Source organism: Thiocapsa rosea, assembly GCF_003634315.1.
Taxonomy (GTDB): Bacteria; Pseudomonadota; Gammaproteobacteria; order Chromatiales; family Chromatiaceae; genus Thiocapsa; species Thiocapsa rosea.
In genome coordinates this window covers 2,730,259-2,756,327 of the sequence record NZ_RBXL01000001.1, presented here as the reverse complement: position 1 = coordinate 2,756,327, position 26,069 = coordinate 2,730,259, and the positions used below count along the sequence as shown (strand labels likewise).

Sequence of the window (26,069 nt, the reverse complement as noted above, 5' to 3'; positions counted from 1 at the left end):
TCGCCTTGATTCGCGTTCAGAATGAAGAAATCCGCCATCCGCCCGCGGACGCTTGCCGCGCGCGGATGTGCGCCTGACCGGCGCACGGATACCGGACGTCATATCCGCTGCCGTCAAACGCCCGGACGCGGGCCAGACTCGGACAAGGTGGCGAAGGTCTGCGGATCTTCCTCGACCTCGACCTGTTCCAACACCCAATCGACGACGTGCCCCTCAAGCACGAGGCTCTCGACCGAGGCAAGGTGCTTGGGATCGGAGTAGAAATAATCGACAACCGCCTGCGGATGCTCGTAGGTCGAGGCGTTCTCCTCGACCGCCGCGCGTACTCGCTGCGCATCGGGGCGAAGCCCTTGCTGCTTCACGATCTCGCCGATGATGAGTCCGAGCGCGACACGTCGCTTCGCGGCTTCGTCGAACAGCCCATCCGGAAGCGCCACGTCCGCGGAGCCGAGTGTCTCGAGCATCTGCGCCTTCATCGCGCGGATCTCCTCCTGAATCAAGACGCCGGGAAGTACGATCTCGTGGGCCTCGAGGAGCAGGTCCATCACTGCATCCTTTGTGCGGGCGTCGAGCCGCTGTTTCATCTCCCGCTGCATGTTTTGACGCACGTCAGCGCGAAAACGCGCGATATCTCCGTCGGCGACGCCGAACGCCTCGATGAAGGTCGCATCGACCTCGGGCAGAACGGACTCCTCCACCGCGTCGACGGTCACCTCGAAACGGACCGGCTTGCCGGCAAGATGCTCGGCCTGATAGGGATCGGGAAACACGAGATCGAGCGTGCGCTGCTCGCCGGCCGAGGCGCCGATCAAGCCGTCCTCGAACCCCGGAATCATGCGACCCGTGCCCAGCTCGAGCTTGACCCCGGAGGCGGAGCCGCCTTCGAAAGGCTCGCCGTCGAGGGTTCCGACGAAGGAGATGGTCAGAAGATCGCCCGTCGCGGCTGCTCGCTCCACCGGTTGCCGGGTCGCGTGCTGCCGACGCAGCCGCTCGACCATCGCATCGATGTCTTCTTCGGTGATCTCGGCGACCGGGGCCTTCACGACGCGCCCGGCCAGGGATACAACCTCCACCTGCGGCAAGACCTCGAAGATCGCCGTGTAGCCGAAACGCTGCTCGACCGGATCGATCTCCGGCTCGATGCGCGGCATCCCCGCCGGACGCAGCGATTCCTGCAGGAGCGCCTCGGAGAAGCTGGACTCGACGAGTTCGCCGAAGACCTCTTGGTGCACGGCATCGCCATAGCGTTGACGCAGCACCTTCATGGGGACCTTGCCCGGCCGGAATCCGGGCAAGCGTGCGTTGCGACCGAGCTTCTGCAAACGCTTCTCCACCTCGGCCGCGATCTGCTCGAAAGGCAGATCGATCTTCATCCGTCGCTCCAGCCCCTCGCCCGTCTCCACCGAAACCTGCATCATGTCTCTCCGCTCGGCCCCCTCGCCGAGAGGGTCCGTAGGTTGTTGAATCTTGGATCGGGCAGAGACGCCCAAACCGCATAAAAGCTGTCCAGTATAGCGCACGAGCCGGCCGTGGCGAACGCTATCGGATGCCCCGATGCCCCTCGGATGCCCCCGGATGCCCCGGGCGCTCACGCCGGGCCGACACCCCGCTCCTGCTCGCCGGAGCGGCGCAGCTCGCGCTTGAGGATCTTACCCGCCGCGTTCTTGGGCAAGGCATCGCGGATGATCAGACGGCGCGGCACCTCGTGCCGCCCCAAGTGTTCCCGGCACCAGGCACGCAGGCTCGCCTCGGTTGCCGACGAGCCGGTGCGCAGAACCACATGGGCGACCGGGATCTCGCCGTGCCGTGCATCCGGATCGCCCACGACCGCCGCCTCCGCGACCTCCGGGTGCGCATACAGCGCCTCCTCGATCACCCGCGGATAGACGTTCATGCCGTTGGTGATGATGAGGTCCTTGATGCGGTCGACCAGGTAGAGATAGCCGTCCGCATCGCGATAGCCGAGGTCCCCGGTGCGAAACCAATCGCCGAAGAAACTCTCGCGGGTCGCCTCGGGCTGGTTGTGATACCCCTGCATCACGCTCGGGCCGCGGACACAGACCTCGCCGTAGATCCCGTCCGCCACCTCGCGGCCCTCGGAGTCGAGGATTCGGGTCTCGACCGTGGGGATCGGCAACCCGATCGAGCCGGGCTTGCGCACGCCTGCGATCGGATTCACGCAGGTCACGGGGCCGCATTCGGTCGGCCCGTCGCCTTCGAGGATCGGGATCCCGAAACGCTCCTGAAACGCCGTCATGAGCGCAGCGGGCATGGCCGCGCCTCCGCTCACGCAGACCCGCACGCCGCGCCAGTGCGCGAGCACCTCGGCATCGAGCCGAAGCAGCACGCCGTAAAGGCTCGGCACCCCGAGAAAGACGCTGGCACCATGACGACCGATCGCCGTGGAGATCGCCCCCGGATCGAACTTGGGCACAGGCACGATCCCGAGCCCATGCAGCAACGGCGTCAGCACACCGACGGTCGCGGCGAAGGCGTGAAACATCGGCAGCACGACCAGGATGCGGTCGGCCGGTGAGAGTCCGAGCGCCTGTGCGACGCCGTCGGCGTTCGCGATCAGATTGGCGTGGGACAGCATGGCGCCCTTGGGGCGGCCGGTCGTGCCGGAGGTGTAGAGGATCGCGGCGGTCGCATGCTGCGGATCGCGCGCTCGGACCGGTGCGGGCTCCACGCTGCGCATCATGGCGGCGAAATCCAGCATCGCCGGATCGGCCGACGGAGTCGCCCCGATCCGCACCCGCACCCGCACCCGCACGCCGACGTCGGTCGGGCCGTCGAGCGCGGCGGCTGCGGCGGCATCGAACCCCTCGTGATGGATGAGCCCGACCGCCCCGCTATCGGCGAGGATGTAGGCCATCTCCTTGGGGTTGAGCAGGAGATTGAGCGGCACGAGCGTGCCGCCGGCCTTGAGCGCACCGAGATAGGCGATGACGAAGTCGGCACCGTTGCCGCAGAGCAAGCCCAGCCGGTCGCCCTCCCGGATACCGGCTGCGGCCAGCGCACCGGCCACCCCGTCGGAGGCCCGATCGAGCGCGGCGTAGCTCCAATCACCCTGATCGGAGCAGACGCCGATCGACTCGCCGAATCGTGCCGCCGTCGCCCGAAACCGCGCAGGGATGTCGGGCGAGACGATCCTACTCACCATAGAGGTTGCCGTCAGATCACCTTCGAGAAACCGATCGGCCCCGTCTTGGTGGCCAGATAGGCGTCGAAGGCCATGCAGATGTTGCGCACCAAGAGTCGCCCGCGCGGGAGGATGCGGATCTTCTGCGCATCGACCTCCAGCAGCCCGTCTCCGGCCATGTCGCGCAGCTTCATGAGCGCATCGGCGAAATAGTCGTCGAAGCGGATATCCCAAGCGGCCTCGGCGGACGGGATGTCCAGCTCGAAATGACAGATCAGACGGGTGATCATGTCGCGCCGGATCAGATCGTCGCGGGTCAGCTCGATGCCGCGGAACACCGGCAGGCGTCCGGCATCGAGATCCGCGTAATACTCTTCCAGCCCTCGCCGATTCTGGCCGTAGGTGTTGTCGATCTTGCCGATGGAGGTCACCCCGATCCCGATCAGATCACAGTCTGCGTGGGTGGAGTAGCCCTGGAAGTTGCGATAGAGGGTGCCGGCCTGCTGCGCACGGGCCAGCTCGTCGTCGGGGCGCGCGAAATGATCCATGCCGATATAGACATAACCGGCCTCGGTCAGGCGCTCGATCGTCGACTGGAGGATGTCCAGCTTCGCCTCGGGTGCGGGCAGATCGGCCTCGTTGATCCGCCGTTGCGGCTTGAAGCGCTCGGGCAGATGCGCGTAGTTGAAGACCGACAAGCGTTCCGGATCGACCGCGATGATGCGCTCGAGGGTGCGGGCGAAGCTCTCGGGTGTCTGAAACGGCAGGCCGTAGATGAGATCGATGCTGATCGAGCGGAAACCCTCCGAGCGGGCCGCCTCGAGCACCGCCATGGTCTCGGCCTCGGTCTGGATGCGGTTCACCGCCTGCTGGACGCGCGGGTCGAAGTCCTGCACGCCCAGACTCATCCGGTTGAATCCCAGACGGCGCAGCAGCGCAACACCGGCGGCATCGGCCTCGCGCGGATCGATCTCGATCGAGTACTCGCCGACGTCGTCCCCGGCCAGGTTGAAGTGCCGACGCGTCGTGTCCATCAGCTCGGTCATCTGAGCGTGACTGAGGAAGGTCGGCGTGCCGCCGCCCCAATGCAGCTGCTCCACGACGCGAGACTTGTCGAAGAGCTCGGACTGCAGGGCGAGCTCCTTGTAGACGCGCTCCAGGTAGGGCGGGGCCAAGGAGCGGTCTTTGGTCGCGATCTTATTGCAGGCGCAATAGAAGCAGACGGTATCGCAGAAGGGGATGTGGAAATAGAGCGAGAGCGGACGACCGCTGTGATTGCTGCGCTCGCAGGCCGCGCGATAGGCCGCGGCGTCGAAGGATTCGTCGAACTCCACCGCGGTCGGATACGAGGTATACCGAGGGCCGCTTTGATCGTAGCGACGGATCAGATCCAGATCGAATGAAATACCTTGTTCCACCGTTCAACCCTCCGGCCGCGGGGTCGGCAGCGACGCCCGCTCGGCCATGTTCGTAGCGCCTGTCTCAGGCATCATCCCCGCCGACACCGAGGCCGCGACGGTGCGTCTCGTTGATCTGTTTGAGCAGGGTAGGGAATGGAATCGCTTCCGCATACTTGCCGGCCGGATCCATGAACGGCAGATCTTCCCGCCCGAGGCAAGCTCATCGGGCCGTGGCCTCTTCGAGCAGCTCGAGCTGATGGCGATCGAGCTGCTCGCGCGTCAGCAGGAAGACACCCTCGCCGCCGCGCTCGAACTCGATCCAGGTGAAGGGCACGCTCGGCAAGCGGCGCTCGAGCTCCGGCGCGGCGCTCCCGACCTCGACGAGCAGGATGCCCTCTTCGGTCAGGTGGCTCGCGGCATCCGCCAGGAGCCGCACGACGATATCCAGACCGTCTTCGCCGCCGAAAAGACCCAGCTCGGGCTCGTTGCGGTATTCGAGCGGCAGTGAATCCAGCTCGGAGCGGGAGATGTACGGAGGGTTGGAGACGATGACGTCGTAGCGGTCGTTCGGAAGGGACCCGAACAAATCCGAGGCAAAGACGCGAACCCGATCCTCCACCCCGTGACGGGTCACGTTGCGTCTCGCCACGTCCAAGGCGTCGGGCGAGATGTCGACCAGATCGACGTCCACATCCGGCAGATGCACGGCCGCGGCCACGCCGATACAGCCGCTCCCGCAACAGAGATCCAGCACGCGACCGACGATTTCGCCGTCGATCCAGGGTTCGAAGCCGGCCTCGACCAGCTCGGCGATCGGCGAGCGCGGCACCAGGACATCCGGTGTCACGATCATTTCCAATCCGGCGAACCAGGTCCGTCCGGTTAAGTAGGCCGCCGGAAGACGCTCCACGACGCGGCGCTCGAGCATGTTGCACACCAGCACGCGTTCGGCCGGCGTCAACCGACACTCGCGGTAGGCGGCGGGCAGTCCCGGATCCAAGGTCAACGCACCAAGGACCAGGTGAGCGGCCTCGTCGAGAGCGTTGTCGGTCCCGTGACCGAAGAAAAGTCCGGCGGCGTTGAAGCGGCTTGCGCCCCACCGCACGAAGTCTTGTATCGTGATCAAACCATCCGGCTGCTCGGCCATACGAAGTATCGAAGAGAACGCGTCAGTGAATCCAGCGCTGCAGGATACCACTACCGCGAGCCCCTGTTCAGCTCCGTTGCCGGTCGGCGTCGAGACGGGGCGGATGCGGATCCCGCCCCGGGGTGCCGAGGCGGGTCGGCTATGCCGCGCGGCGTTTCGCGTCGTCTTCGAGCTCCTCGACGCCGATCTTGGGCGCTCCGGGTCGAGCGCGGCCGCGATCGACCAAGTCCTGCAGCGAGATATCGCTGAGAAACCGGAAGATTTCGTCGCTGAGCTGATCCCATAGATGATGCGTCAGGCAACGCTGCCCGTCTCGACAGTTCTCGCGACCACCGCAGCGGGTGAACTCCACCCACTCGTCGACGGCGCAGATGATATTGGCGATGGAGATCTCCTCGGCCGGCCGGCCGAGATAGTAGCCTCCACCCGGTCCGCGTACGCCCCGCACGAGCTTCTTGCTGCGCAGCGCGGCAAACAGTTGTTCGAGATACGACAGCGAGATCCCTTGATTCACCGAGACGTCCGCCAGCGTCACCGGACCGTTGCCGGAATGCAGAGCAAGATCAAGCATAGCGGTTACCGCGTATCTGCCTTTCGTCGATAGTCTCATCGTAGGATGCCTGGAGTGAGTGAGCCGACGGGCGCGCGGATCGTCGCGAGGTCGCCCGGTATCCTCCAGTTAAGTAGTCAACAATTTCGACATTTCAATGCGCAACCGCGCGATCGGTCGCCGGGGAACGGGTCTCGAAGAGAAGGGGGCGGAGGACACGAACTCGCGGGCTAGGCCCGCAGCAGAGACTGCCCGCTACGGGCAGAGTGTGACGCGTGCGCCGGAGGCGAAGGTCGGGGGAGTGACCGGCGCATCCGCAAAGACGCGCCCCTGCCGCAGGCAATACGTCAGCCATTTTCCGATAAATACATTCGCTTGCCACTTCTCGGCGAGCGCCGGCGCACGATACTCGGCCCGCAGCGGCAGAACCGTCTGACGCAGATCGATCACCTCGACCTGACGGGCGTCGTGATAGACCCTGAGGCGGGCATCCGGATCCGCAAGCACAGCCCCTTGAATAGGGAAGAGATAGGTCAACCGAAGAAGGGTCGTGAAGCGCGCCTGCTCTTCGACCTCGAGATAGAGATCGACCCCTTCGCTGCAGCACGAACCGTAGACACCCGGGGGACGCGCGACCAGATCCGGGACCAAACGAGAGAGGCGTGTGAAGTTCTCTTCGCAGAGACTCATCAGCGCGCCGACGTTGGGGCGACCCGACAGGACGCAGGCGGTGGCCCAAGGGTGGCAAGCGCGCTGCATCGAGACCGCAACCGAGAACGTGGTGCGCAACTGTCGAGCTAAGCGTTGCCGGATGCCTGGGTCTTAGCCTGCTCTGCGATCTGACGCTTGACCTCGACCATGTCGAGCTCCCCGGCCTTGGTCAGCAGATCTCGAAACTGACTCTCCGGGAGCGCACCGGGCTGCGAGAAGATGATGATCTGCTCGCGGAAGATCATGAGGGTCGGGATCGAGCGGATATGGAAGTGAGCCGCGATCTCTTGTTGCTCTTCGGTATTGATCTTGGCGAAGACGACATCGGCAACGTCTTCGGATACCTTCTCGTAGACGGGCGCGAAGGATCGGCACGGACCGCACCAGGGTGCCCAGAAGTCCACGACGACGAATGCGTTGTCTTGGATTGTTTGTTCGAAATTGGTCCCGTCGAGCTCGATTACGGCCATGAGGTTATCCTGCGATCAATTCGGCGATGTAGCGTTGCCTCGGATGGTATCAGAATCCCGGCCCTTCGGCAGTTTCACCGACTCGAAACAGGGGTATTGCGCCGAGCGCGCACCCCGTTCGGGTCGGTCGGGCCGGCACGGCCGGACCCGACACCGGGTGCTGCGCGTCGGCGACACGCGCTCGGAATCTCGTCAGCCTGCGGAGAGTTTCGCGATGATCTCGTCGCGAATCCCGTCGACAGAGCCGATCCCGGTCACCTTGACGTAGCGAGGCGCGTCATCGCCGCCCTGCTCGGCCCAGGTCGAGTAATAGTCGATCAGCGGCTCGGTTTGGTCGTGATACACCCGCAACCGCTCCTTCACCGTATCCTCGCGGTCGTCGTCGCGCTGGATCAACGGCTCGCCGGTCTCGTCGTCCTTGTCGGCCTCTTTGGGCGGATTGAAGACCACATGGTAAGTCCGACCCGAGGCCGGGTGGACGCGACGACCCGACATGCGGCGAATGATCTCCTCGTCCGGCACGTCGATCTCGACCACCACGTCGATCCCCACACCCGCCTCCTTCAAGGCATCCGCCTGGCCGAGGGTGCGCGGGAAACCGTCGAAGAGATAGCCGCTCTTGCAGTCGTCGTCGAGGATGCGGGCCTTCACCATGCCCATGATGATGTCGTCGGAGACCAGGCCGCCTTCGTCCATGATCTTCTTGGCCGCCTTCCCCAGATCGGTCCCCTGCTTCACGTGCGCCCGCAGCATGTCGCCGGTCGAGATCTGCGGAATCTTGAAGTGCTCCTTGATGAAGCCGGCCTGCGTGCCTTTTCCCGCGCCCGGGCCGCCCAATAGGATGACGCGCATTTCGCTTTCCCCCAGTGATGTTTTTAAAAGGTGCGCCCGAGTGTGCCACAGTCCGATTCGACAGGACTACAGAACACATCCATTGCGTGATCGGGCGGGCTCCTGGACGGATGCCACTCCGAAGGGCGCCCGGCACCGTCGCGCCCGCCGATCTCGGCGGACGCGCGCAATCGACGCGGCGTTGCCGCGGGATTCACCCTCAGCGGCCGGACATCAGCATGCCGAGCATCAATTTGTTCAGACGCCCGACGAAGGCCGCAGGATCGTCGAGATGGCCGCCTTCGGCGAGCTGCGCCTGATCGAGCAGAATCAGCGCGAGGTCGGCAAAGCGGTCGTCCTGCGTCTCGGACTCCAGGCGTTTGACCAAGGGATGCTCGAGGTTGACCTCAAGGATCGGCTTGCTCTCGGGCGCACTCTGACCGACCGCCTTGAGCACGCGCGCCAGATGGGCGCTCATATCGTGCTCGCCGACGACCAGACAGGCCGGGGAGTCGACCAGACGGGTGCTCGGCCTGACCGACTCGACCCGCTCGCCCAGGGTGGACTTGAGCCGATCAAGCAGACCGCCGTGCTCGGCAACGGCCTTCTCCTTCGCCTCCTTCTCCTCCGCATCGGCCAGGTCGCCGAGATCCAGGTCGCCCTTGGCCACCGAATGCAAGGTCTTACCCTTGTATTCATTCAGATGGCTGACCAACCACTCGTCGACGCGGTCGGACATCAGCAGCACCTCGATGCCCTTCTTGCGGAAGACCTCCAGATGCGGGCTGTGACGCGCCGCAGCGGCGCTCTCGGCGGTGATGTAGTAGATCTTTTCCTGGCCTTCCTTCATCCGCTCCAGATAGCCGTCGAGCGACTCGCGCTGGGCGTCGCTCTCGCTCCGGGTGCTGGCGAAGCGCAGCAGACCGGCGATGCGCTCCTTGTTCGCAAAGTCCTCGGCCGGGCCTTCCTTGAGCACGCGGCCGAACTCGTCCCAGAACTCACCGTACTTCTCCGGCTCGTCCTTCGCCAGGGTGTCCAGAAGTCCGAGGATCCGCTTGGTGTTGGCCTGACGGATGGTGTCGATCTTGCGATTGTGCTGCAGGATCTCGCGCGAGACGTTCAAGGGCATGTCGTCGGAGTCGACCACGCCCTTCACGAACCGCAGATAGTGCGGCATCAGCTTGTCGGCCTCGTCCATGATGAAGACGCGTCGCACATAGAGCTTCACGCCGTGCTTGGCGTCGCGCTCCCATAGATCCCAGGGCGCACGCTTGGGCACGAAGAGCAGGGTGGTGTACTCGTTGGTCCCCTCGACCCGATTATGGGCATAGGCAAGCGGGACGTCGAAGTCGTGCGACACATGCTTGTAGAAGTCGTGATATTCCTCCTCCGTGATCTCCGACTTGTTGCGCATCCACAGCGCGGTGCCGCGGTTGACCTGCTCGTACTCGGGCGGGGCATCCTTGGCCTTCTCGGCCTCCTCACCGTAGAGCTCCTTGCGCATCTCCACCGGCAGGGCGAGATGGTCGGAGAACTTGCCGATGATGCTGCGCAGACGCCAGGCATCCAAGAACTCCTTCTCGTCCCCCTTCAGATGCAGGATGACGTCGGTGCCGCGTCCGGTTTTTTCGAGCGTCTCCAGGGTAAAGCTGCCGCGGCCGTCGGACTCCCAACGCACCCCGTGCTCGGCACCGAGACCGGCGCGACGCGAGATCAGGGTCACCTTGTCCGCGACGATGAAGGCGGAGTAGAAGCCAACACCGAACTGGCCGATCAGCTTGCTGTCTTTCGCCTGATCGCCCGAGAGCGCCTCGACGAAACGCCGCGTGCCGGAGCTGGCGATACTGCCGATGGTATCGATGACCTCTTGGCGGCTGAGCCCGATCCCGTTGTCCGACACGGTCAGCGTACCGGCCTCCTTGTCGATCTCGACCCGGATGCGCAGATCACTCTCGCCTTCGTAGAGCCCGTCGTCGCTGAGCGCCTCGAAGCGCAGCTTCTCGGCCGCGTCGGAGGCGTTGGAGACCAGCTCGCGCAGAAAGATCTCCTTGTTCGAATACAGCGACCGGATGACGAGATCCAGCACCTGGCTGACCTCTGCCTTGAACTCCAGTGTTTCTTTGTGCGCTTCGACTGTCATCGTCTTTAGTACCTCGATCGTTCTTCGATCCAACTGAATTGATGGGAGTATCCCGAGGACGCGCCCTGCCCCCGACACGCGTCGCCGGGACTCGGCGGCACGCACCCGAGCCGATCCGGTATTGTCGCACGGGCTTGCGGGGATACAATGCCGCGCGAGCATGCCTTTCGGGACGAGGCGTGCGCCGCCGACGGGCCGGCCGACGCCTCGTCTCCGACCCGACTCGAGAAACGCTTTCGCGCCCGCAACCGGCCATTTAATGACCGGAGCCGGCCATGTCAATACACGCCAAGGGGTTGAAGATGCAACCGCAAGTGATCGCCACAACGCCATTCGAGGGTCAGCGCCCCGGCACCTCCGGCCTGCGCAAGAAGGTCGGGGCGTTCCGGCAGCCGCACTATCTGGAGAACTTCGTTCAGGCGATCTTCGACACCCAGACCGATGTCGCGGGCGGAACCCTGGTCGTCGGCGGTGACGGACGTTACTACAATCGCGAGGCGATCCAAACCATTCTGCGCATGGCGGCCGCCAACGGGGTCAAACGGGCGCTGGTCGGGCGCGGCGGCATCCTCTCCACACCGGCCGCATCCTGCGTCATCCGCAAGTACCGGACCCGCGGCGGCATCATCCTCTCGGCGAGCCACAACCCGGGCGGCCCGGACGGCGACTTCGGCATCAAGTTCAACATCGCCGCGGGCGGACCTGCGCCCGAGTCGGTGACCGACGCCATCTTCGCGCGGACCCAAACGATTCGCGAATACCGCACCCTCGATTGCCCGGCGACCGATCTGGACACGCTCGGCACGGTGCGCATCGGCGACATGGAGGTCGAGATCATCGACCCGGTGAGCGATTACGCCGAGCTGATGGAGTCGCTCTTCGACTTCAACGCCATCCATCAGTTGTTCAATTCCGGCATCTTCCGCATGCGCTTCGATGCCATGCATGCCGTGACCGGACCCTATGCCAAAGAGATCATCGAGACGCGCTTGGGCGCGGCACCGGGCACCGTCCTGAACGGCGAAGCGCTGGAAGATTTCGGCGGCGGGCATCCGGATCCGAATCTCGCGCATGCCAAAGAGCTGGTGGCCATGACCGAAGGTCCGGACGCGCTTGACTTCGGTGCAGCCTCCGACGGCGACGGCGACCGCAACATGATCCTCGGCAAGAAGTGCTTCGTCACCCCGAGCGACAGTCTTGCCGTACTTGCGGCAAATGCGCACCTGGTCCCCGGCTATCGCGCCGGCATCCGCGGCGTCGCGCGCTCCATGCCGACCAGCCAGGCCGCGGATCGTGTCGCCGAGCAGTTGGGCGTGGAATGCTTCGAGACCCCGACCGGCTGGAAATTCTTCGGCAATCTGCTCGACGCCGGGCGCATCACGCTCTGCGGCGAAGAGAGCTTCGGCACCGGATCGGATCATGTCCGCGAGAAGGACGGGCTCTGGGCCGTGCTCTTCTGGTTGAACCTGCTGGCCGTGCGCCAGCAATCCGTCGCCGAGATCCTGGCCGAGCACTGGCGCCGTTTCGGCCGAAACTTCTACACCCGACACGATTACGAAGAGGTCGATGCGAGCGCGGCGGAGGGCCTGATGGACCACCTGCGTATCCTGCTGCCCGACCTGCCCGGTCGGCGGCTCGGAGATCAGACGGTCAGCTACGCGGATGATTTTGCCTACACCGACCCGATCGACGGCAGCCGCTCGGAGCGTCAGGGGATTCGCATCGGCTTCGAGAGCGGCGCACGCATCGTTTTCCGTCTCTCGGGCACCGGCACCGAGGGGGCCACGCTGCGGATCTATCTCGAATTCTTCGAGCCGGACCCCGAGCGTCATCAACGCGACACTCAAGAGGCCATGCAGCCGCTGATCCTGATCGCGCGCGAACTCGGGCAGATCGAGGCACGGACCGGGCGCAGCGAGCCCGACGTCGTCACCTGATCCGCGTCCGGCACGACGCACATCGTGCGCGCGGACTCTCGACCGGGCGCCTATCGATGCTGCTCGGCAGACCTCGCGCATCGCTGCCTATCCAGACAGGCATACATTTCGAATGATCCGCAAGAACCCCTCCGGCGATCTGCCGGTGATCGATGAATCGGCTTACATCGACAAGACCGCGATCATCTGCGGCAAGGTCTTCATCCACGGGAACGTCTTCGTCGGCCCCTACGCCGTCATCCGCGCCGACGAGGTCAATGCGCAGGGCGAAATGGACCCGGTGGGTGATCGGCGCCAACTCGAACATCCAGGACGGCGTCGTCATCCATTCCAAATCCGGCGCGGCGGTCACGATCGGGAGCAACACCTCGATCGCGCATCGATCGATCGTCCACGGCCCCTGCCATGTCGGGAACCGGGTTTTCATCGGCTTCAATAGCGTGCTCTACAACTGTCGCGTCGGAGACGGCTGCGTAGTCCGCCACAATGCCGTCGTGGACGGCTGCGACCTCCCGCCCGAATTCTACGTCCCCTCCACGACACGCATCGGCCCTTCGACCAACCTGGACTCCATCAAGCGGGTCACGCCCCAAGCGAGCGAGTTCTCGGAGGACGTGATCCGCGCCAATGTCGATTTGGTGCGGGGATACAAACGCCTCCAAAACGAGTTCTGAATTAAACTGCGGCGCTTTGGTGTGCGAGAGGTCCGTGCACTGCGGCGATATCCGAGCCACTTGAATCGCCGGCGGACGCCGCAGTTTAAGTAATTAATTTTTAATGCTTTTATCTCCTGAATCCCGGCGTCTACCGGGATCTTTAATGGGTGCGGCGTCGATGGCGCATCTCACCTGGCGGATCACTCGCGACGGGATTCAGTTGGATCACTCGCGACGGGATTCAGATCGGGCTCGGCGTCCATCGGGGGCGCCCGCCGCGGGTCGCCGTCCTCGGTGTCCTCGTCCATCAGGATGCGGCGACCGTCGCCGTCCAGGTCGTCGTATTGACCGGTTCGGGTCGCCCAGAAGAGCACGGCGACCGCAGCGAGTCCAAGGACCAGCATTCCGGGGATCAGGCCGTAGATGACGTCCATCTTCGCTCGAACCTCCACTTCATGCCATTAAACCGCGCCGGCTCCAGCGGTCGTCAAATCTGCCGGGGTCGGTCCCATCCAAAGACATCGCATACCGCGTGGGGCGCGGTTTTAGCGCCCGCTCGGGTCACGGCTCGCGCGGTGCGCCGCTCCCCCCGGCCTTGAAGACCGCACGGATCCGCGCCGAGTTGCCGATGACCGCCAGAGAGCTGAGCGGCATCGAGATGGCGGCGATCAGTGGCGTGATGACTGCGGCCATCGCAAGCGGCACCATGATGAGATTGTAAACCACCGATATGCCGATGTTCTGGCGGATGGTCCGAAGGGTGCGTCGCGACAGTCGGGCGGCTTCTTCGACACGCCCGAGCTCGCTGGACATGAGGACGATGTCCGCGCTGGCGATGGAGACATCCGTACCGCTTCCCATGGCGATGCCGACATCGGCCCGCACCAAAGCAGGCGCGTCGTTCACCCCGTCGCCGACCATGGCGACCCGGCGGCCGCCACGCTGAAGCTCGGCGATGACACGATCCTTGTCCTCGGGCATCACCTCGGCGATGACCTCGATCCCGCCGCCGAGCTGGGCCGCGATCGCCTCGGCCGTCTCGCGTCGATCGCCGGTCAGAAGCGTTACCCGGATCCCGCGCTCGCGCATTCGCGCGATGACGCGCGCGGCATCGGGTCGGAGCGGATCGGCGACGCCGAGCCGCAACACCTCATGACCGGCCCGCGCGCAATGGACAAGACCCGAGGTCTGAGCGGACTGCTCGTCACCGTCGGACCAAGGCTGCACGCCGTTGCGGACCAGCCACGCCTGCGAGCCCGCGAGGATCTCCACACCGCCGACCTGCCCCTTGATCCCGAGACCCGGCGCGACCTCGACCGCCTCCACCGGCGCGGCGATACGGTCGATCCCGGCACGCTCGCAGAGGTCCAGGACGGCTGCGGCGATCGGATGCTCGGAGAGCCGTTCGAGGGCTTGGAGCCCGGCAAGAACATCGCGCTCCTCGGGCGTCAGATCGTGCGGCCCCTCGAGTTGGCGCCAACGGCCGGGCGCGCTCGCGAGCCCGGTCACGGCCGGTCGTCCGACGGTCAGCGTCCCGGTCTTGTCGAAGACGAAGTGATCGATCGAGGAGAGGCGTTCGAGCACGGCGCCGTTCTTCACCAGGATGCCGCGCGAGGCGGCAAGCCCCGTCGCCACGGCCACAGCCATCGGCGTGGCCATGCCGAAGGCGCAGGGACAGGTGATGATGAGCACGGCCGTCGCCGCCATGACCGCGACCTCGACATCCATCCGCATCCAGATCAGGAAGGTCAGGGTCGCCAGACCGAGCGTTGCCGCGACGAACCAAGGCACGATCCGGTCGGCAAGCCGCTGAATCGGCGCCTTGCTGGCTTGAGCGTCCTCCACCAGTCGGATGATGCGACCCAGCGCGGTCTCGCGCAGCAGCGCACCGATGCGCACGGTCAGGACACCGGCGCCGTTGATGGTGCCCGCAACGACCTGATCGCCGAGCGTCTTGGCGACCGGTCGCGACTCGCCGGTCAGCATGGATTCGTCCACCCCGCTGCCGCCCGAGATCACCTCGCCGTCGACGGGGATGCGCTCGCCCGGACGCACCAGCACGCGCTCGCCGAGCTTGAGTGCGCGCACCGGAACGACCGACTCGGTCTCCCCGTCCTCCCCGTCCAACCGGGTCGCGACCTTCGGTTGCAGATCGAGCAGCCGTTGCGTCGAGGCCACGGCCTTGCGGCGCGAGATCGCCTCCAGATAGCGCCCCACCAGGATAACGAAGAGAAAATTGACGACCGTATCCCAGTAGACGTCGCCGATGCTGGAGACGCCGAGCGTGACATAGAGCGAGTAGACGTAGGTGGTCGTCACGCCGATCGCGATCGGCAGGTCCATGCTCAGATGGCCCGAGCGCAAACCGGACACCGCCCCGCGGAAAAAGGGCGCGCCCGAGTACAGGAGCGTGGGCGTGGCGATCAAGAAGCCGAGCCACTGAAAGAGACCGCGGAACTCGCCTTGGTCGGCGCCGGCATAGAGCGCGATCGAGATCCACATGAGGTTCATCATCGCGAACCCCGCCCAGGCCATGCGGTAGAGCATGGCGCGGTTCTCGCGTCCGATCGCACCCTCGGCCGATTCGGGATCGAAGGGTGCGGCGGCATAGCCGAGATCGGCGAGTCGGCCCAGGATCCGGGAGAGCTTTAGGCGGCCGTTGTCCCAGCGCACGCGTAACCGCCGTCCGGTGAGGTTGACGCGAGCCTCTTCGACCCCCGGCATGGCGCAGAGGCCCTTCTCGATCAGCCAGACACAGGCGGCGCAGTGGATGCCTTCGACCAGGAGATTGATCTCGCGGGACTCGCCGGCGGTGTCGGTAAACTCCTCCTGCACGGCATCGAGGTCGAAGACGGCCAGGTCTTTCGGCGGCTCGGGCGGCGGACCGAAGATCTCGCCCTCGGGGGTGCGTTTGTAGAAACCCTCGAGTCCTGCGGCGAAGATCGCCTCGCAGACCGACTTGCAGCCGGTGCAGCAGAAGGACCGCTCGCGCCCGGCAATGAAGGCCGTCTCGCGCGCGGATTCGGCGACCGGAAGACCGCAATGAAAGCAGCGTATTCGGGTGGAGGACGCATCCGGGTGCACCTCCGCCTCCGGGCTTGAGCCCGGAGTCGCCCGGACCTCAGGGGCGAGCGACGTTGACACGCTCGCCGACGCTGTACTCGTCCTCGCCGGTCTTCACCGCGATCAGGGTGTCCCATACACCGATCAAGGGGAAGGATGTTTCCACCCGATAGCGCCCTTTGCCCTCTCGAGTCATCGGCAGCGCGAAGTCGCGCGAGACATCGGACGGACGGTAAGCGTAAAAGGTCGCCTCGTCGACATCCACGGGTTGTCCGGCCTGATCGACCAGCACCAGACCAATCGACTCCTCTACGCCGGCCGTCAGGGGCTTTGGGATGTCCGCACGCATCAGCCAACCGGGATCCCGGGCAAGGCGCGTGATCATGGTCCGCTCGTATTCCTGTCCGCGCTCGTAATAGTTGGCGTTGACCAACCCGGGGTTGGTCCGGATCGCGAGAATCACGAAGGTCAGATTCACGGCCAGCACCGTGACGAGCAGGCCGATCCAGGCCAGGACCCAGGGACTGCGCAGCGCAGGGGTCGGTTTGGAGGGTGTTTCCGTGGTGTGGGTCGTCGAGCTCATCGCTTTTTGTTGCCTCAATCTCTTTACAGGAAAATGACGCATGTCGCTCTGGACGCGGTTTATTGACGCGGCGCAATGAAGACGCTGTCGCGGTCGGCCTCGACCACGGCACCGGACGGCCTCGCCGCTTCGACGTGAAACTGCACGGGCTGTTGCTCGCTCGCGAGCGAGCGCTTCGGCACCTTCACGAAGACGACGGCGGGGGTCACCCCGCCCGGCGGTGCCACGATCGGCTCGTCCGCACCCATGAGCACCAAGCCGTCTGGGCCGGTCACGCTGATCCGCACGGCGAGTTCCTCGGGCATCTTGTTGAGGATCTTCAACGTGTATTTGTTCTGGATGGATCCGTCGCTGAGCCGCACGTAAAGCGGCGCACGCTCGTGCAGAACCTTCAGGTCGATCGCCGCCAAGGTCGAGAAGCCGTAGAGGATGCCGGCCAACGCGACGCTCATGATCGCCGTGTACACCCAGACACGCGGACGCAGCAAGAGTTTCTTGGTGGGCAATCCTTCGAGCTCGTCGAGAGAGGCATAGCGGATCAGGCCGCGCGGACGCCCGACCTTATCCATCACCTGATCGCAGGCATCGAGGCAGAGCGCACAGGTGATGCAGCCTTCCTGCTGCCCGTTACGGATATCGACACCGGTCGGACAGACGGCGACGCACTGGTTGCAGTCCACACAGTCGCCGCCCGAGCGCGTTTGGCCGGTTTCGCCGCGCTTGACGCGTCCGCGCGGCTCGCCGCGCACCAGATCGTACGTCGGCACGATGGTCGTTTTGTCGAGCATGACGCCTTGGATGCGCGCGTAGGGACAGAGCCAGAAGCAGACCTGCTCGCGCATGAACCCGGCGAGGCCGTAGGTCCCGACCGTGAAGAGCGCCACCGTGATGTAGGCCACGGGACCCGACTCGCCGGCGAAGAAGCTCCCCCACAGTGCGGGTGCGTCCGTAAACCAGGCGACGAAGCTGATACCCGTGATGAAACCGATCAGCAGCCAGAGGGCATGTTTGGTGGCCTTGATCCGAAACTTGCTCGGAGACATCGGCTCCTTGTCGAGCTTCCGGCGTTGCGGCGGACTGCCCTCGAGCTTCTCCTCGATCCAGGTGTAGACGTCGGTCCAAACCGTCTGGAAGCAAAAATAGCCGCACCAGACACGGCCGACCAACGCGGTTGCCACGGCGAGCAGGATGGCGAAGAACAGCAACAACAGCGAGAGCATCCAGAAGTCCTGCGGAAGGACCGTCGCGCCGAAGATGTGATACTGCCGGTTCGGGATGTCGAACAAGACCGCCTGTCGGCCGTCCCAGCGCAGGTAAGGACCCAGAAAATAGATCAACCAGACCGACGCGGCCGCCCATTTGATGGTGCGCCAACGCCCTGCAAGACGTTTGGCGTGGATCGTCTCCCCGCCGGTATTGACATGCCAATGCTCGGCCTCGGCATAGAGGTCATCGACAGCGGTTTGGGTTGCCACAGGATTCGTGCTCACTGACCATCTCCACGACGGGGTCAAGGTTACGACAGGCGCGCTTAGGCATTGCGATTCAGGCGCATCGTGATGGCGCGCAAGAGGGAAGCGAGGCAGGCATGGCGCTGATGGCCTTGACGATCGCGGCCATCCGAGGGCTCAACCGCCGGGTGATGGGCGCTACGCCCACCGGGGATCGAATCCGGTCGGACTGATCTGCGCGAAAACGACGTCGGCCCGCCGAGGTTACCCGGCCCAGGTCACCTGATCACCACTTCCTTGAACGCATCAGCTTACGCCTCCCGCGATGTTTTAGCCATGCGTTTTCGCAAGCACAAACAATTGATTCAAAAGCCATTTTCGGTACAAAAAAAGGGGGATCTCAGATCCCCCCTCGATGACATGACACGACGTCAGACGCCTTCAATGCTCGTTGTTCTTATGCGCCTCTGCATCCCGATTCATCAGGGCGATGACCTTGTAGACCAGGAATACGATGATGAAGATCGCAATGGCAACCATCGCGAGCGACATCCAAGTCACGAAGTCCCACGTCAAACCTCCGGTCATGTCGATCTCCTCCCGTGCACCCCTCGTTTCACGCGGACCGGCGAACCAGTCCGCACGTCATTGCGGTCGACTCATCCGCCCCCGCCGAGCTGGTGGACATAGATGGCGAGCTTCTTGATATCCTGATCGTTGAGCTTGCGAACCTCGACATCGTCCACTTTCGCGACCGATCCAAAAGCCGGCATCACGGCGTCACGGGTCTCGGGCACGCCCGGCTGGTTCACGCCGTACATGATCGTGTGACGCGCGCTCTCGAAACCACCGGGCTCGAAGCGCCAGATGCTGTCGGTGAGATTCGAGGCACCGACGCTGACGATCTCTCCGCCGGGCAGCTCGGCCAGCACGCCGTTGGCTTTCTCGCCGTGACAGGCGTTGCAGCCCTTGGCGCGATACAGCTCCCAACCCTCCGCGCTGCCTTCGCCACCCTCATTCATCTCGACGACCCAGCGGGCAAGTGCATCGATCTCCTCTTGGGCGAGGATGCTCGCGTGGGCGGTCATGGCCCCCTTGCGCCCGTTCGTAATCGACTCTTTGATCTTCGCGATCGAGCCTCCGTAGAGCCAGTCGTCGTCCGCCAAGACGGGATAGCCGGGATTGCCTTGGCCGCCGCTGCCGTGACAGGCCGAGCAGTAATCACCGAACACGACCTTGGCCGATGCCAGCGTGTACTGCAGCAGGCCCGGATCGGCAATGATCTCCTCGGCGGTCATCTGGCTGATCTGTTCTTCGAACGGACCGCGCTTCGCGTCGACCTGAGCGACGCCCCTCTCGTACTCCTGAATCTGCGTCCACCCTAAAAGTCCGGGTGTCGCCTGCTGACCGACGGGCCAGCTCGGGTAAAGGATCGTATAGACGATGACGAAGAGGATGGACGCCCAAAATCCGAGCATCCACCATCGCGGCGGCGGATTCGCCAGTTCCCGAAGGTTGTCGTCCCAGACATGCCCGGTATTGTTCTCACCGGGAAAGGGGTTATTTTCGGCCATGTGGGTCTCCGGTGTTCTCGTTGTCCTCTTCGAACGGGATATGTTTCATGGCTTCGAGCTTTTCCCGGTTCTTAGGACGGAAGACGTAGAAGTAGGCACCGACCATCAGCAGGAAGATGACGACGGTGAGGATCGTGCCGATCCAATCATTCGTCGTCATCGCCTGCCAATCGGTCTGAAAATAGTCGCTGAGACTACTCACGGTAGGTCTTGGACTCGTCGAGGGCGACCATGGTGCCGAGGACCTGCATGTAGGTGACCAACGCATCCATCTCGGTCTTGCCTTCCACCAGAGCCGGAGCAGCCGCGATATCGGCATCCGAATAGGGCACGCCGATGGTCCGCATGCCGCGCATGTGACGCTGCATCTTCTTGCCGCTCAGATAGTTCTCGTCCAACCAGGGGTAGCCCGGCATCACGGACTCGGGGACCAAGGAGCGCGGCGCACGCATGTGCTGACGCTGCCATTCGTCCGAGTACTTGCCGCCCACCCGCGCGAGATCCGGTCCGGTGCGCTTGGAGCCCCACTGGAAGGGATGGTCGAACATGGACTCGGAGGCCAGCGAGTAGTGCCCGTAACGCTCGCGCTCGTCGCGGAAGGGACGAATCATCTGCGAGTGGCAGAGATAACACCCTTCGCGCTGATAGATGTCGCGCCCGGCCAGCTCGAGCGCCGTGTAGGGACGCATCCCCTCGCCCGGCTTCCAGTTCCATTGCTGCCGGCCGGCCTCGTCGACCGTCACGATCGGCTCCTGACCGGCCTTGTCCCACACGATCTCCGGATAGGTGTTGTGCTCCATGGTGTTCTTCATATAGAAGAGCGGGACGATCTCGACCAACCCGCCCACGGACAGCACCAGGGCCGTCACGATGAGCAGGCCCCAGATGTTGACCTCCATCCATTCCTGAAAGGACTTCGGCTTCGTCTTTTTATCGGCCATTAGATGCTACTCCGGGATCATGCCGCTGCCGGCAAGGCGCGCGCCTTGCTCAGGCTGCCTTCGGACAACGACTTACGCACGGTCATCAAGATGTTGAAGAGCATGACGACGGCGCCGAGCAGGAAGATCGCGCCACCGACCGTTCGCATGGCGTAGTAGGGGTGCATCGCGTCTACGGATTCAACGAAGGTGTAGGCTAAGGTGCCGTACTCGTCGTAGGCCCGCCACATCAGACCCTGCATGATCCCCGAGACCCACATGGCCACGATATAGATCACGGTCCCGATCGTCGCCGTCCAGAAATGGAAGTTGATCAGGCGCACCGAGAACATCTCGGTGTGATAAAGCCGTGTCATGAGGTGGTAGATCGCACCGATCGAGATCCCCGCAACCCAGCCCAGCGCACCGGAATGCACATGACCGATGGTCCAGTCGGTGTAATGGGAAAGGGCGTTGACCGTCTTCAGCGACATGACCGGGCCTTCGAAGGTCGACATGGCGTAGAAGGCGAGTGCGATGATCAGGAAGCGCAGAACATAGTCGGTCCGCAACCGATCCCATGCACCGGATAGGGTCATCATGCCGTTCACGGCACCACCCCAGGAGGGGATGATCATCGCGATGGAGACCGCGGCTCCGAGCGATCCCGTCCAGTCGGGCAGCGCGGTGTATTGCAGATGATGCGCACCGAGCCAGACGTAACCGAACATCAAGGCCCAGAAATGGATGACCGAAAGACGGTAGGAGTAGATCGGGCGTCCCGCCTGCTTCGGCACGAAGTAATACATGATCCCGAGGAAGCCTGCCGTCAGGTAGAACCCGACCGCGTTATGTCCCCACCACCACTGGATCATGGCGTCCTGTACACCCGAGAAGACCGAGTACGACTTGAAGAGTCCGACCGGGATCGCCAGGCTGTTCACCACGTGCAGATAGACGATCATGATCATCATGCCGAGGAAGAACCAGTTCGACACGTAAATGTGCGAGGACTTCCGGTTGGCGATGGTCATCACGAAATTGATGGTGAACGAGAGCCAAACCACGGCGATCAGGATGTCGACCGGCCATTCGAGCTCGGCGTATTCCTTGGATTGCGTCAGACCCAGCGGAAGGGTGATCACGGCCAAAACGATGACGAGATTCCAACCCCAAAAGGTAAACCACGCCATCTTATCGCTCCAGAGGCGTGCGCCGCAGGTGCGTTGGACGGTATAGAAGGCGGTTGCCATCAGGGTACAGCCGCCGAAGGCGAAGATGACGGCATTGGTGTGGAGCGGGCGCAGACGCCCGAACGATAAATAGGGGCTATCCAGATTCAGTGCCGGCCAAGCCAGCTCCGCTGCGATATAAACCCCGACAGACGCGCCCACCACCAGGTAGACGACGGCCATGATCGTGAACCAGCGTACAACGTCGAAGTTGTACTTCCGTTCCAGACTGGCTTCCATTAGACCCTCCCAGAAAACGTCGGGAAAACAACAAGGATTATAAGGCGATCCAGCCGTCTCGTGATGTCGCTCCATCGGGCGACGATGCGCCGTTCATATCACTGGATCAGAGTCGGAAAGTCAACATAGGAGCAGGGCATCCGACCCGATCCATATGGGATATACCACAACAAGCATTGATCTGGATCAGGTTCGGATCGGGGATTTCGACATCCGGACGAACGGTATTACTTGAAAAAAGCGTCGATCGAAAACCCTTCCTTTTCCAGGATATCGCGCAGGCGCCGCAGCGCGTCCATCTGGATCTGACGCACGCGCTCTCGGGTTACGCCCAGCTCCTGCGCGACGTTCTCGAGGGTCGAGTTCTCGTAACCATGCAGACCGAAGCGACGCTCCACCACCTCGCGCTGCTTGGCGTTGAGCTTTCCCAGCCAGTGCTCGAGATTGGCTTGAATATCGGTGTCCTGGATGCGGTCGGCCGGGTCATCGGCAGCCTCGTCCTGGAGCATGTCGACGAGCGGCTTGTCGGCGTCCTTGCTGTAGGGCGTATCCACCGAGGCAATGCGCTCGTTCAGCCCGAGCATTCGCTTGACCTCGCAGATCGGCTTGTCGAGCAGGACGGCGATGTCCTCGGTGGTGGGCTCGTGATCGAGACTCTGCGAGAGTTTGCGCGCCGCCTTGAGATAGATATTGATTTCCTTCACGACATGAATCGGCAAACGCACGGTCCGCGTCTGGTTCATGATCGCCCGCTCGATCGTCTGGCGGATCCACCAGGTGGCGTAGGTGGAGAACCGAAATCCCCGCTCCGGATCGAATTTCTCCACGGCCCGGATCAAACCGAGATTGCCCTCTTCGATCAGATCCAGCAGAGGGAGGCCGCGATTGAGATAGCGCCGGGCGATCTTCACCACCAAGCGGAGGTTGCAGACGATCATGCGATGGCGCGCGGCGTTGTCGCCGCTCTGAGCGGCGCGCGCGAGCGTCACCTCTTCCTCCGCCGTGAGAAGCTTCGACTCGCCGATCTCGTTCAGATAGAGACGGGTCGCATCGAAATCGCCTTCTCCCGAGCTGAAGCGCTGGGCCGCGGGCTCGACGGCCGCCGGCTCGACCGTCTCGGACTCGACCGGCTCGGACTCGTCGGAGTCGATCTCCTCGTCGGTCGGCTCGGAGTCCTCGCCGTCGAGCAGGATCTCGCCGTCAAGGTCCGCAGCGAGATCGGAAACATCGACCTTGGGCTCACGAGCATCGGCGCTTGACATCCACATCTTCCTCCGTCGGGTCGGACGCGGTTACGATCGCGGAGGCAGATAGAGTAGCGGGTCGACGGCCGTGCCGTCTCGGCGAATCTCGAAGTGCAGAAGGTAGCCGCCCCCATCGACCGCTTGACCCACCTCGGCGACCGCCTGTCCGCGCGTGACCCGATCCCCCTCGGCAACGAGCAGCCTGCGATTAAACCCGTAAGCGCTCAGATATTTGTCGTTATGTTTGATGATGATAAGGTTGCCGTACCCTTCGAGTCCACTGCCGCTGTAGACCACTTGGCCATCGGCTGCGGCCTTCACCTGCGTGCCTGCACGTGCGCGAATCCGGATGCCCTGGCGCGTGCGGTCGCCGGCGCTGAACCTCTGCGCGAGCGAGCCCTGGAGCGGCCAGGCCCAGGACACGCCCGAGGCTGCGGCGGGGCCGGCCTGCGGTGCCTTTGGCGTGCCGGTCGCTTGCGCAGCGCGCTCCGGGGTCGCGGGGGCGGCGACGACCGCAGGCGTCCTCCGGGGTGCGGAGGGTTGCGGCGCGGGCGATCCGTCCGGAGGGGCCACCCGCAGGAGTCGACCGGCATAGATCGAGTACGGTGACTCCAGGCCATTCCAACCCGCAAGCGTTCGAAGACCCACGCCGTGCCGAGTCGCGACCTCGCTGAGCGTGTCGCCCCGGCGAATCAGGTAGTAGCCGTCCGGAACCGGACCGACCCAATCCCATCCGCCGACCGGTGCCGGCGCTTTCGAGGCGCACCCCCCGAGCAGCAGGATCACGCACAGACCAAGTCCGTAGACACCGACCGACAGCATGGCACGAGGCCGCGCAGGGCGTGCACGGGGACCGTAGCGACCATCGTCCGACGGGGTGGCGAGCAGACCGCTCGAGATTTCGATGTGATCCATTCGGTACATACGGCAATCAGTCACATGTCGGAAACAAGTAAACCGCGTCCCCGCTAAGGGTCGTGGTTGCACCAAACGTCGAACTCGCTCGAAAGTGAGCATCTCGCTCTGGACGCGGTTTAGCCGGATCCAGGTTCAAGACACGCCCGAAACCAGGGGCACGAAACTGACCGGCTCGAGCACTTCCTGCTCGAAGCCTTGCGCGGTGCGCGTGACACGCAGAAGCACTTGGGCATCCCCTTCCCAAATCGGCAGAATCATGACGCCCCCGGGCGCCAACTGCTCGGCCAGGACGCGCGGGACACCTCGCGGCGCCGCCGTCACCAGGATACCGTCGAAGGGGGCATATTCGGGCCAGCCCAGCGCACCGTCGTCATGACGAAACCGGATGTTTCGATATTCGAGCAGCCGAAGTCGATCCCGGGCGCGCTCGAGCAAGGCACCGATCCGCTCGACGCTGTAGACCCGGCGCACCAGCGATGCGAGCACAGCCGTCTGAAACCCGGAGCCGGTGCCGATCTCGAGCACGGTATCGGGCTTGGATGGCTCCATCAACGCCTGCGTCATGCGCGCGACCGTGTAGGGTTGAGAGATGGTTTGGCCATGGCCGATCGGCAGCGCCGAGTCCTCGTAGGCCCGGCTCGCCAACGCCTCGTCGACGAACAGATGCCGCGGTAATCGGCGGATCACCTCGAGGAGCTCCGGCATTCGGATCCCCGCCTCTTCCAGACGCTGAATCAGGCGCGCGCGGGTGCGCTGCGAGGTCATGCCGATCCCTTGGTGGATAGACCCGGTGCTCAAGGGCTCGCATCCAACCATTGACGAACGGACTCCAGCGCACTGTGTCGGGTCAGGTCCACCTGCAACGGGGTGATCGAGACGAAACCGCTGCGCACGGCGAAGAAATCCGTACCGGGGCCGGCGTCCTGCTCCGGTCCGGCCGGCCCCACCCAATAGATCCGACGCCCGCGCGGATCCAATGCCGGGACGACGGCCTCCGCCTTGTGCCGATGCCCCAAACGGGTCGCGACGAAGCCCTTGATCTGGTCATACGGAACGTCAGGTACGTTGACGTTCAGAATGATGGTGGACTCGAGCGGTGCCGCGCGCAAACGGGTGACCAGCTCCACCGCAACGGCCGCGCCGGTGTCCAGATGCTGCGGCTCATGCGCGTGCATGGACACGGCGATCGCGGGCAGGCCGAGAAACCGCCCCTCGGTGGCCGCCGCAACCGTCCCGGAATACAGCACGTCGTCGCCGAGATTCGGACCGTGATTGATCCCGGCCACGACGATATCGGGATCGACGTCCGCGAGACCGGTCAAAGCGAGGTGGACACAATCGGTCGGGGTTCCGTCAACGCGGATGTAGCCGTTCGCCATCCGGGTCGCCCGCAGGGGCACATCGAGTGTCAAGGAATTGCTCGCCCCGCTGCGATCGCGCTCGGGCGCCACGACCAGGACCTCGCCCAGCGCGGAAAGGGCGTCGGCAAGCCTGATCAGGCCGGGCGACTGATAACCGTCGTCGTTGCTCACGAGAATCTTCATGTCGTCCTAAACCGCGCCCGGCGCGGTATGCGATGTTTTTGGATGGGATCGGCCCCGGAAGAATTGACGACCGATGGAGTTTGCGCGGTTTAAACCGCATCCGAAGAAAACCGATACTCGATCAGGGTCCACCGCGCCGCGGACGCCCGGATCATACTCAAAAGCATCCTGACGGGCATCCCGAGCGCTTTGGCCCGCCGCGGTCGGGCAGCGCTGCTATACTGCGGCGCCGAGCGACGCGTCGACGCCGGACGACGAGACCGATGGATCGCAACCGGAGGATGCCGGCGTGATCATACCTGCGGACGTTCGCCGC

The 26,069-nt window shown here is 64.0% G+C and carries 23 protein-coding genes and 1 pseudogene; 2 read left to right on the top strand and 22 right to left on the bottom strand.

The genetic code is table 11. The features are described 5' to 3' along the window. Nucleotides 1-113: 113 nt before the first annotated feature. The 9 genes from tig to htpG all read right to left on the bottom strand — a co-directional run bounded on the left by tig (nucleotide 114) and on the right by htpG (nucleotide 10,391). Nucleotides 114-1,418, bottom strand: coding sequence for a trigger factor (tig, locus tag BDD21_RS12235; RefSeq protein ID WP_425470242.1), 1,305 nt, complete (start codon nucleotides 1,416-1,418; stop codon nucleotides 114-116). A gap of 170 nt (nucleotides 1,419-1,588) precedes the next feature. Next, nucleotides 1,589-3,163, bottom strand: a complete 1,575-nt coding sequence (locus tag BDD21_RS12230) for an AMP-binding protein (protein ID WP_170164745.1) — start codon at nucleotides 3,161-3,163, stop codon at nucleotides 1,589-1,591. An 11-nt stretch (nucleotides 3,164-3,174) separates the two neighbouring features. Next, complete coding sequence (gene hemN, locus BDD21_RS12225; RefSeq protein WP_120797404.1) at nucleotides 3,175-4,560, bottom strand: oxygen-independent coproporphyrinogen III oxidase; 1,386 nt, start codon at nucleotides 4,558-4,560, stop codon at nucleotides 3,175-3,177. 202 nt (nucleotides 4,561-4,762) lie between these two features. Further along, the gene (gene prmB / locus BDD21_RS12215; protein ID WP_120797403.1) at nucleotides 4,763-5,689 is read right to left on the bottom strand and encodes a 50S ribosomal protein L3 N(5)-glutamine methyltransferase; all 927 of its coding nucleotides are present in this window, start codon (nucleotides 5,687-5,689) and stop codon (nucleotides 4,763-4,765) included. A gap of 139 nt (nucleotides 5,690-5,828) precedes the next feature. Further along, nucleotides 5,829-6,299: an Rrf2 family transcriptional regulator gene (locus BDD21_RS12210; RefSeq protein ID WP_120797402.1), complete on the bottom strand. Its 471-nt coding sequence runs from the start codon at nucleotides 6,297-6,299 to the stop codon at nucleotides 5,829-5,831. Nucleotides 6,300-6,494: 195 nt separating this feature from the next. Further along, nucleotides 6,495-6,998, bottom strand: coding sequence for a DUF1249 domain-containing protein (locus BDD21_RS12205; protein ID WP_120799890.1), 504 nt, complete (start codon nucleotides 6,996-6,998; stop codon nucleotides 6,495-6,497). Between the two features lie 38 nt (nucleotides 6,999-7,036). Then, nucleotides 7,037-7,420 carry a thioredoxin gene (gene trxA / locus BDD21_RS12200; protein ID WP_120797401.1) on the bottom strand — a complete coding sequence of 128 codons (384 nt, stop codon included), beginning with the start codon at nucleotides 7,418-7,420 and terminating at the stop codon, nucleotides 7,037-7,039. 192 nt (nucleotides 7,421-7,612) lie between these two features. Next, nucleotides 7,613-8,272 carry an adenylate kinase gene (gene adk / locus BDD21_RS12195; RefSeq protein WP_120797400.1) on the bottom strand — a complete coding sequence of 220 codons (660 nt, stop codon included), beginning with the start codon at nucleotides 8,270-8,272 and terminating at the stop codon, nucleotides 7,613-7,615. 199 nt (nucleotides 8,273-8,471) lie between these two features. Further along, nucleotides 8,472-10,391, bottom strand: coding sequence for a molecular chaperone HtpG (htpG, locus tag BDD21_RS12190; RefSeq protein WP_120797399.1), 1,920 nt, complete (start codon nucleotides 10,389-10,391; stop codon nucleotides 8,472-8,474). 302 nt (nucleotides 10,392-10,693) lie between these two features. Here htpG and BDD21_RS12185 point away from each other — a divergent pair, with 302 nt between their 5' ends. Then, nucleotides 10,694-12,328 carry an alpha-D-glucose phosphate-specific phosphoglucomutase gene (locus BDD21_RS12185; RefSeq protein WP_120797398.1) on the top strand — a complete coding sequence of 545 codons (1,635 nt, stop codon included), beginning with the start codon at nucleotides 10,694-10,696 and terminating at the stop codon, nucleotides 12,326-12,328. 112 nt (nucleotides 12,329-12,440) lie between these two features. Next, a pseudogene (locus BDD21_RS12180) lies at nucleotides 12,441-13,002 on the top strand (gamma carbonic anhydrase family protein). Between the two features lie 182 nt (nucleotides 13,003-13,184). Here the strand turns inward: BDD21_RS12180 and ccoS are convergent. From ccoS to surE, 13 genes are all read right to left on the bottom strand, one after another. After that, complete coding sequence (ccoS, locus tag BDD21_RS12175; protein WP_120797397.1) at nucleotides 13,185-13,418, bottom strand: cbb3-type cytochrome oxidase assembly protein CcoS; 234 nt, start codon at nucleotides 13,416-13,418, stop codon at nucleotides 13,185-13,187. A gap of 127 nt (nucleotides 13,419-13,545) precedes the next feature. After that, entirely contained in the window at nucleotides 13,546-16,068 is a 2,523-nt protein-coding gene (locus BDD21_RS12170) for a heavy metal translocating P-type ATPase (RefSeq protein WP_245969561.1), read from the bottom strand. A gap of 37 nt (nucleotides 16,069-16,105) precedes the next feature. Further along, complete coding sequence (locus BDD21_RS12165) at nucleotides 16,106-16,630, bottom strand: FixH family protein (protein WP_120797396.1); 525 nt, start codon at nucleotides 16,628-16,630, stop codon at nucleotides 16,106-16,108. A 59-nt stretch (nucleotides 16,631-16,689) separates the two neighbouring features. After that, the gene (ccoG, locus tag BDD21_RS12160; RefSeq protein ID WP_120797395.1) at nucleotides 16,690-18,120 is read right to left on the bottom strand and encodes a cytochrome c oxidase accessory protein CcoG; all 1,431 of its coding nucleotides are present in this window, start codon (nucleotides 18,118-18,120) and stop codon (nucleotides 16,690-16,692) included. Nucleotides 18,121-18,522: 402 nt separating this feature from the next. Beyond that, nucleotides 18,523-18,669: a hypothetical protein gene (locus BDD21_RS27810; RefSeq protein ID WP_170164744.1), complete on the bottom strand. Its 147-nt coding sequence runs from the start codon at nucleotides 18,667-18,669 to the stop codon at nucleotides 18,523-18,525. Between the two features lie 71 nt (nucleotides 18,670-18,740). After that, nucleotides 18,741-19,655, bottom strand: coding sequence for a cytochrome-c oxidase, cbb3-type subunit III (gene ccoP, locus BDD21_RS12155; protein WP_120797394.1), 915 nt, complete (start codon nucleotides 19,653-19,655; stop codon nucleotides 18,741-18,743). Next, nucleotides 19,642-19,857 carry a cbb3-type cytochrome c oxidase subunit 3 gene (locus BDD21_RS12150; RefSeq protein ID WP_120797393.1) on the bottom strand — a complete coding sequence of 72 codons (216 nt, stop codon included), beginning with the start codon at nucleotides 19,855-19,857 and terminating at the stop codon, nucleotides 19,642-19,644. The genes ccoP and BDD21_RS12150 overlap by 14 nt, the downstream gene beginning before the upstream one ends. Beyond that, nucleotides 19,850-20,596 carry a cytochrome-c oxidase, cbb3-type subunit II gene (ccoO, locus tag BDD21_RS12145; RefSeq protein WP_120797392.1) on the bottom strand — a complete coding sequence of 249 codons (747 nt, stop codon included), beginning with the start codon at nucleotides 20,594-20,596 and terminating at the stop codon, nucleotides 19,850-19,852. The genes BDD21_RS12150 and ccoO overlap by 8 nt, the downstream gene beginning before the upstream one ends. A gap of 17 nt (nucleotides 20,597-20,613) precedes the next feature. After that, nucleotides 20,614-22,047 (bottom strand): cytochrome-c oxidase, cbb3-type subunit I, encoded by a 1,434-nt coding sequence (gene ccoN, locus BDD21_RS12140; protein ID WP_093026963.1) that lies wholly within the window; start codon nucleotides 22,045-22,047, stop codon nucleotides 20,614-20,616. 227 nt (nucleotides 22,048-22,274) lie between these two features. Next, nucleotides 22,275-23,309 (bottom strand): RNA polymerase sigma factor RpoS, encoded by a 1,035-nt coding sequence (rpoS, locus tag BDD21_RS12135; protein ID WP_120797391.1) that lies wholly within the window; start codon nucleotides 23,307-23,309, stop codon nucleotides 22,275-22,277. A gap of 30 nt (nucleotides 23,310-23,339) precedes the next feature. Further along, a complete protein-coding gene (locus BDD21_RS12130; protein ID WP_120799888.1) occupies nucleotides 23,340-24,113 on the bottom strand; it encodes a peptidoglycan DD-metalloendopeptidase family protein in 774 nt (257 codons plus the stop codon). Between the two features lie 228 nt (nucleotides 24,114-24,341). Further along, a complete protein-coding gene (locus tag BDD21_RS12125; protein ID WP_245969912.1) occupies nucleotides 24,342-24,974 on the bottom strand; it encodes a protein-L-isoaspartate(D-aspartate) O-methyltransferase in 633 nt (210 codons plus the stop codon). Nucleotides 24,975-25,003: 29 nt separating this feature from the next. Further along, the gene (gene surE / locus BDD21_RS12120) at nucleotides 25,004-25,753 is read right to left on the bottom strand and encodes a 5'/3'-nucleotidase SurE (protein ID WP_120797389.1); all 750 of its coding nucleotides are present in this window, start codon (nucleotides 25,751-25,753) and stop codon (nucleotides 25,004-25,006) included. Nucleotides 25,754-26,069 lie beyond the last annotated feature (316 nt).

Excerpts from the sequence above, each read along its gene's own strand:
- rpoS (WP_120797391.1), bottom strand. The coding sequence starts at position 23,309 with ATGTCAAGCGCCGATGCTCGTGAGCCCAAGGTCGATGTTTCCGATCTC.
- trxA (WP_120797401.1), bottom strand. The coding sequence starts at position 7,420 with ATGGCCGTAATCGAGCTCGACGGGACCAATTTCGAACAAACAATCCAA.
- BDD21_RS12165 (WP_120797396.1), bottom strand. The coding sequence starts at position 16,630 with ATGAGCTCGACGACCCACACCACGGAAACACCCTCCAAACCGACCCCT.
- BDD21_RS12130 (WP_120799888.1), bottom strand. The coding sequence starts at position 24,113 with ATGCTGTCGGTCGGTGTCTACGGACTTGGTCTGTGCGTGATCCTGCTG.
- ccoO (WP_120797392.1), bottom strand. The coding sequence starts at position 20,596 with ATGGCCGATAAAAAGACGAAGCCGAAGTCCTTTCAGGAATGGATGGAG.
- htpG (WP_120797399.1), bottom strand. The coding sequence starts at position 10,391 with ATGACAGTCGAAGCGCACAAAGAAACACTGGAGTTCAAGGCAGAGGTC.
- BDD21_RS12210 (WP_120797402.1), bottom strand. The coding sequence starts at position 6,299 with ATGAGACTATCGACGAAAGGCAGATACGCGGTAACCGCTATGCTTGAT.
- BDD21_RS12185 (WP_120797398.1), top strand. The coding sequence starts at position 10,694 with ATGCAACCGCAAGTGATCGCCACAACGCCATTCGAGGGTCAGCGCCCC.
- BDD21_RS12205 (WP_120799890.1), bottom strand. The coding sequence starts at position 6,998 with ATGCAGCGCGCTTGCCACCCTTGGGCCACCGCCTGCGTCCTGTCGGGT.
- BDD21_RS12125 (WP_245969912.1), bottom strand. The coding sequence starts at position 24,974 with ATGACCTCGCAGCGCACCCGCGCGCGCCTGATTCAGCGTCTGGAAGAG.
- prmB (WP_120797403.1), bottom strand. The coding sequence starts at position 5,689 with ATGGCCGAGCAGCCGGATGGTTTGATCACGATACAAGACTTCGTGCGG.
- adk (WP_120797400.1), bottom strand. The coding sequence starts at position 8,272 with ATGCGCGTCATCCTATTGGGCGGCCCGGGCGCGGGAAAAGGCACGCAG.
- BDD21_RS12230 (WP_170164745.1), bottom strand. The coding sequence starts at position 3,163 with ATGGTGAGTAGGATCGTCTCGCCCGACATCCCTGCGCGGTTTCGGGCG.
- surE (WP_120797389.1), bottom strand. The coding sequence starts at position 25,753 with ATGAAGATTCTCGTGAGCAACGACGACGGTTATCAGTCGCCCGGCCTG.
- tig (WP_425470242.1), bottom strand. The coding sequence starts at position 1,418 with ATGATGCAGGTTTCGGTGGAGACGGGCGAGGGGCTGGAGCGACGGATG.
- ccoP (WP_120797394.1), bottom strand. The coding sequence starts at position 19,655 with ATGGCCGAAAATAACCCCTTTCCCGGTGAGAACAATACCGGGCATGTC.
- BDD21_RS27810 (WP_170164744.1), bottom strand. The coding sequence starts at position 18,669 with ATGACCGGAGGTTTGACGTGGGACTTCGTGACTTGGATGTCGCTCGCG.
- ccoS (WP_120797397.1), bottom strand. The coding sequence starts at position 13,418 with ATGGACGTCATCTACGGCCTGATCCCCGGAATGCTGGTCCTTGGACTC.
- ccoN (WP_093026963.1), bottom strand. The coding sequence starts at position 22,047 with ATGGAAGCCAGTCTGGAACGGAAGTACAACTTCGACGTTGTACGCTGG.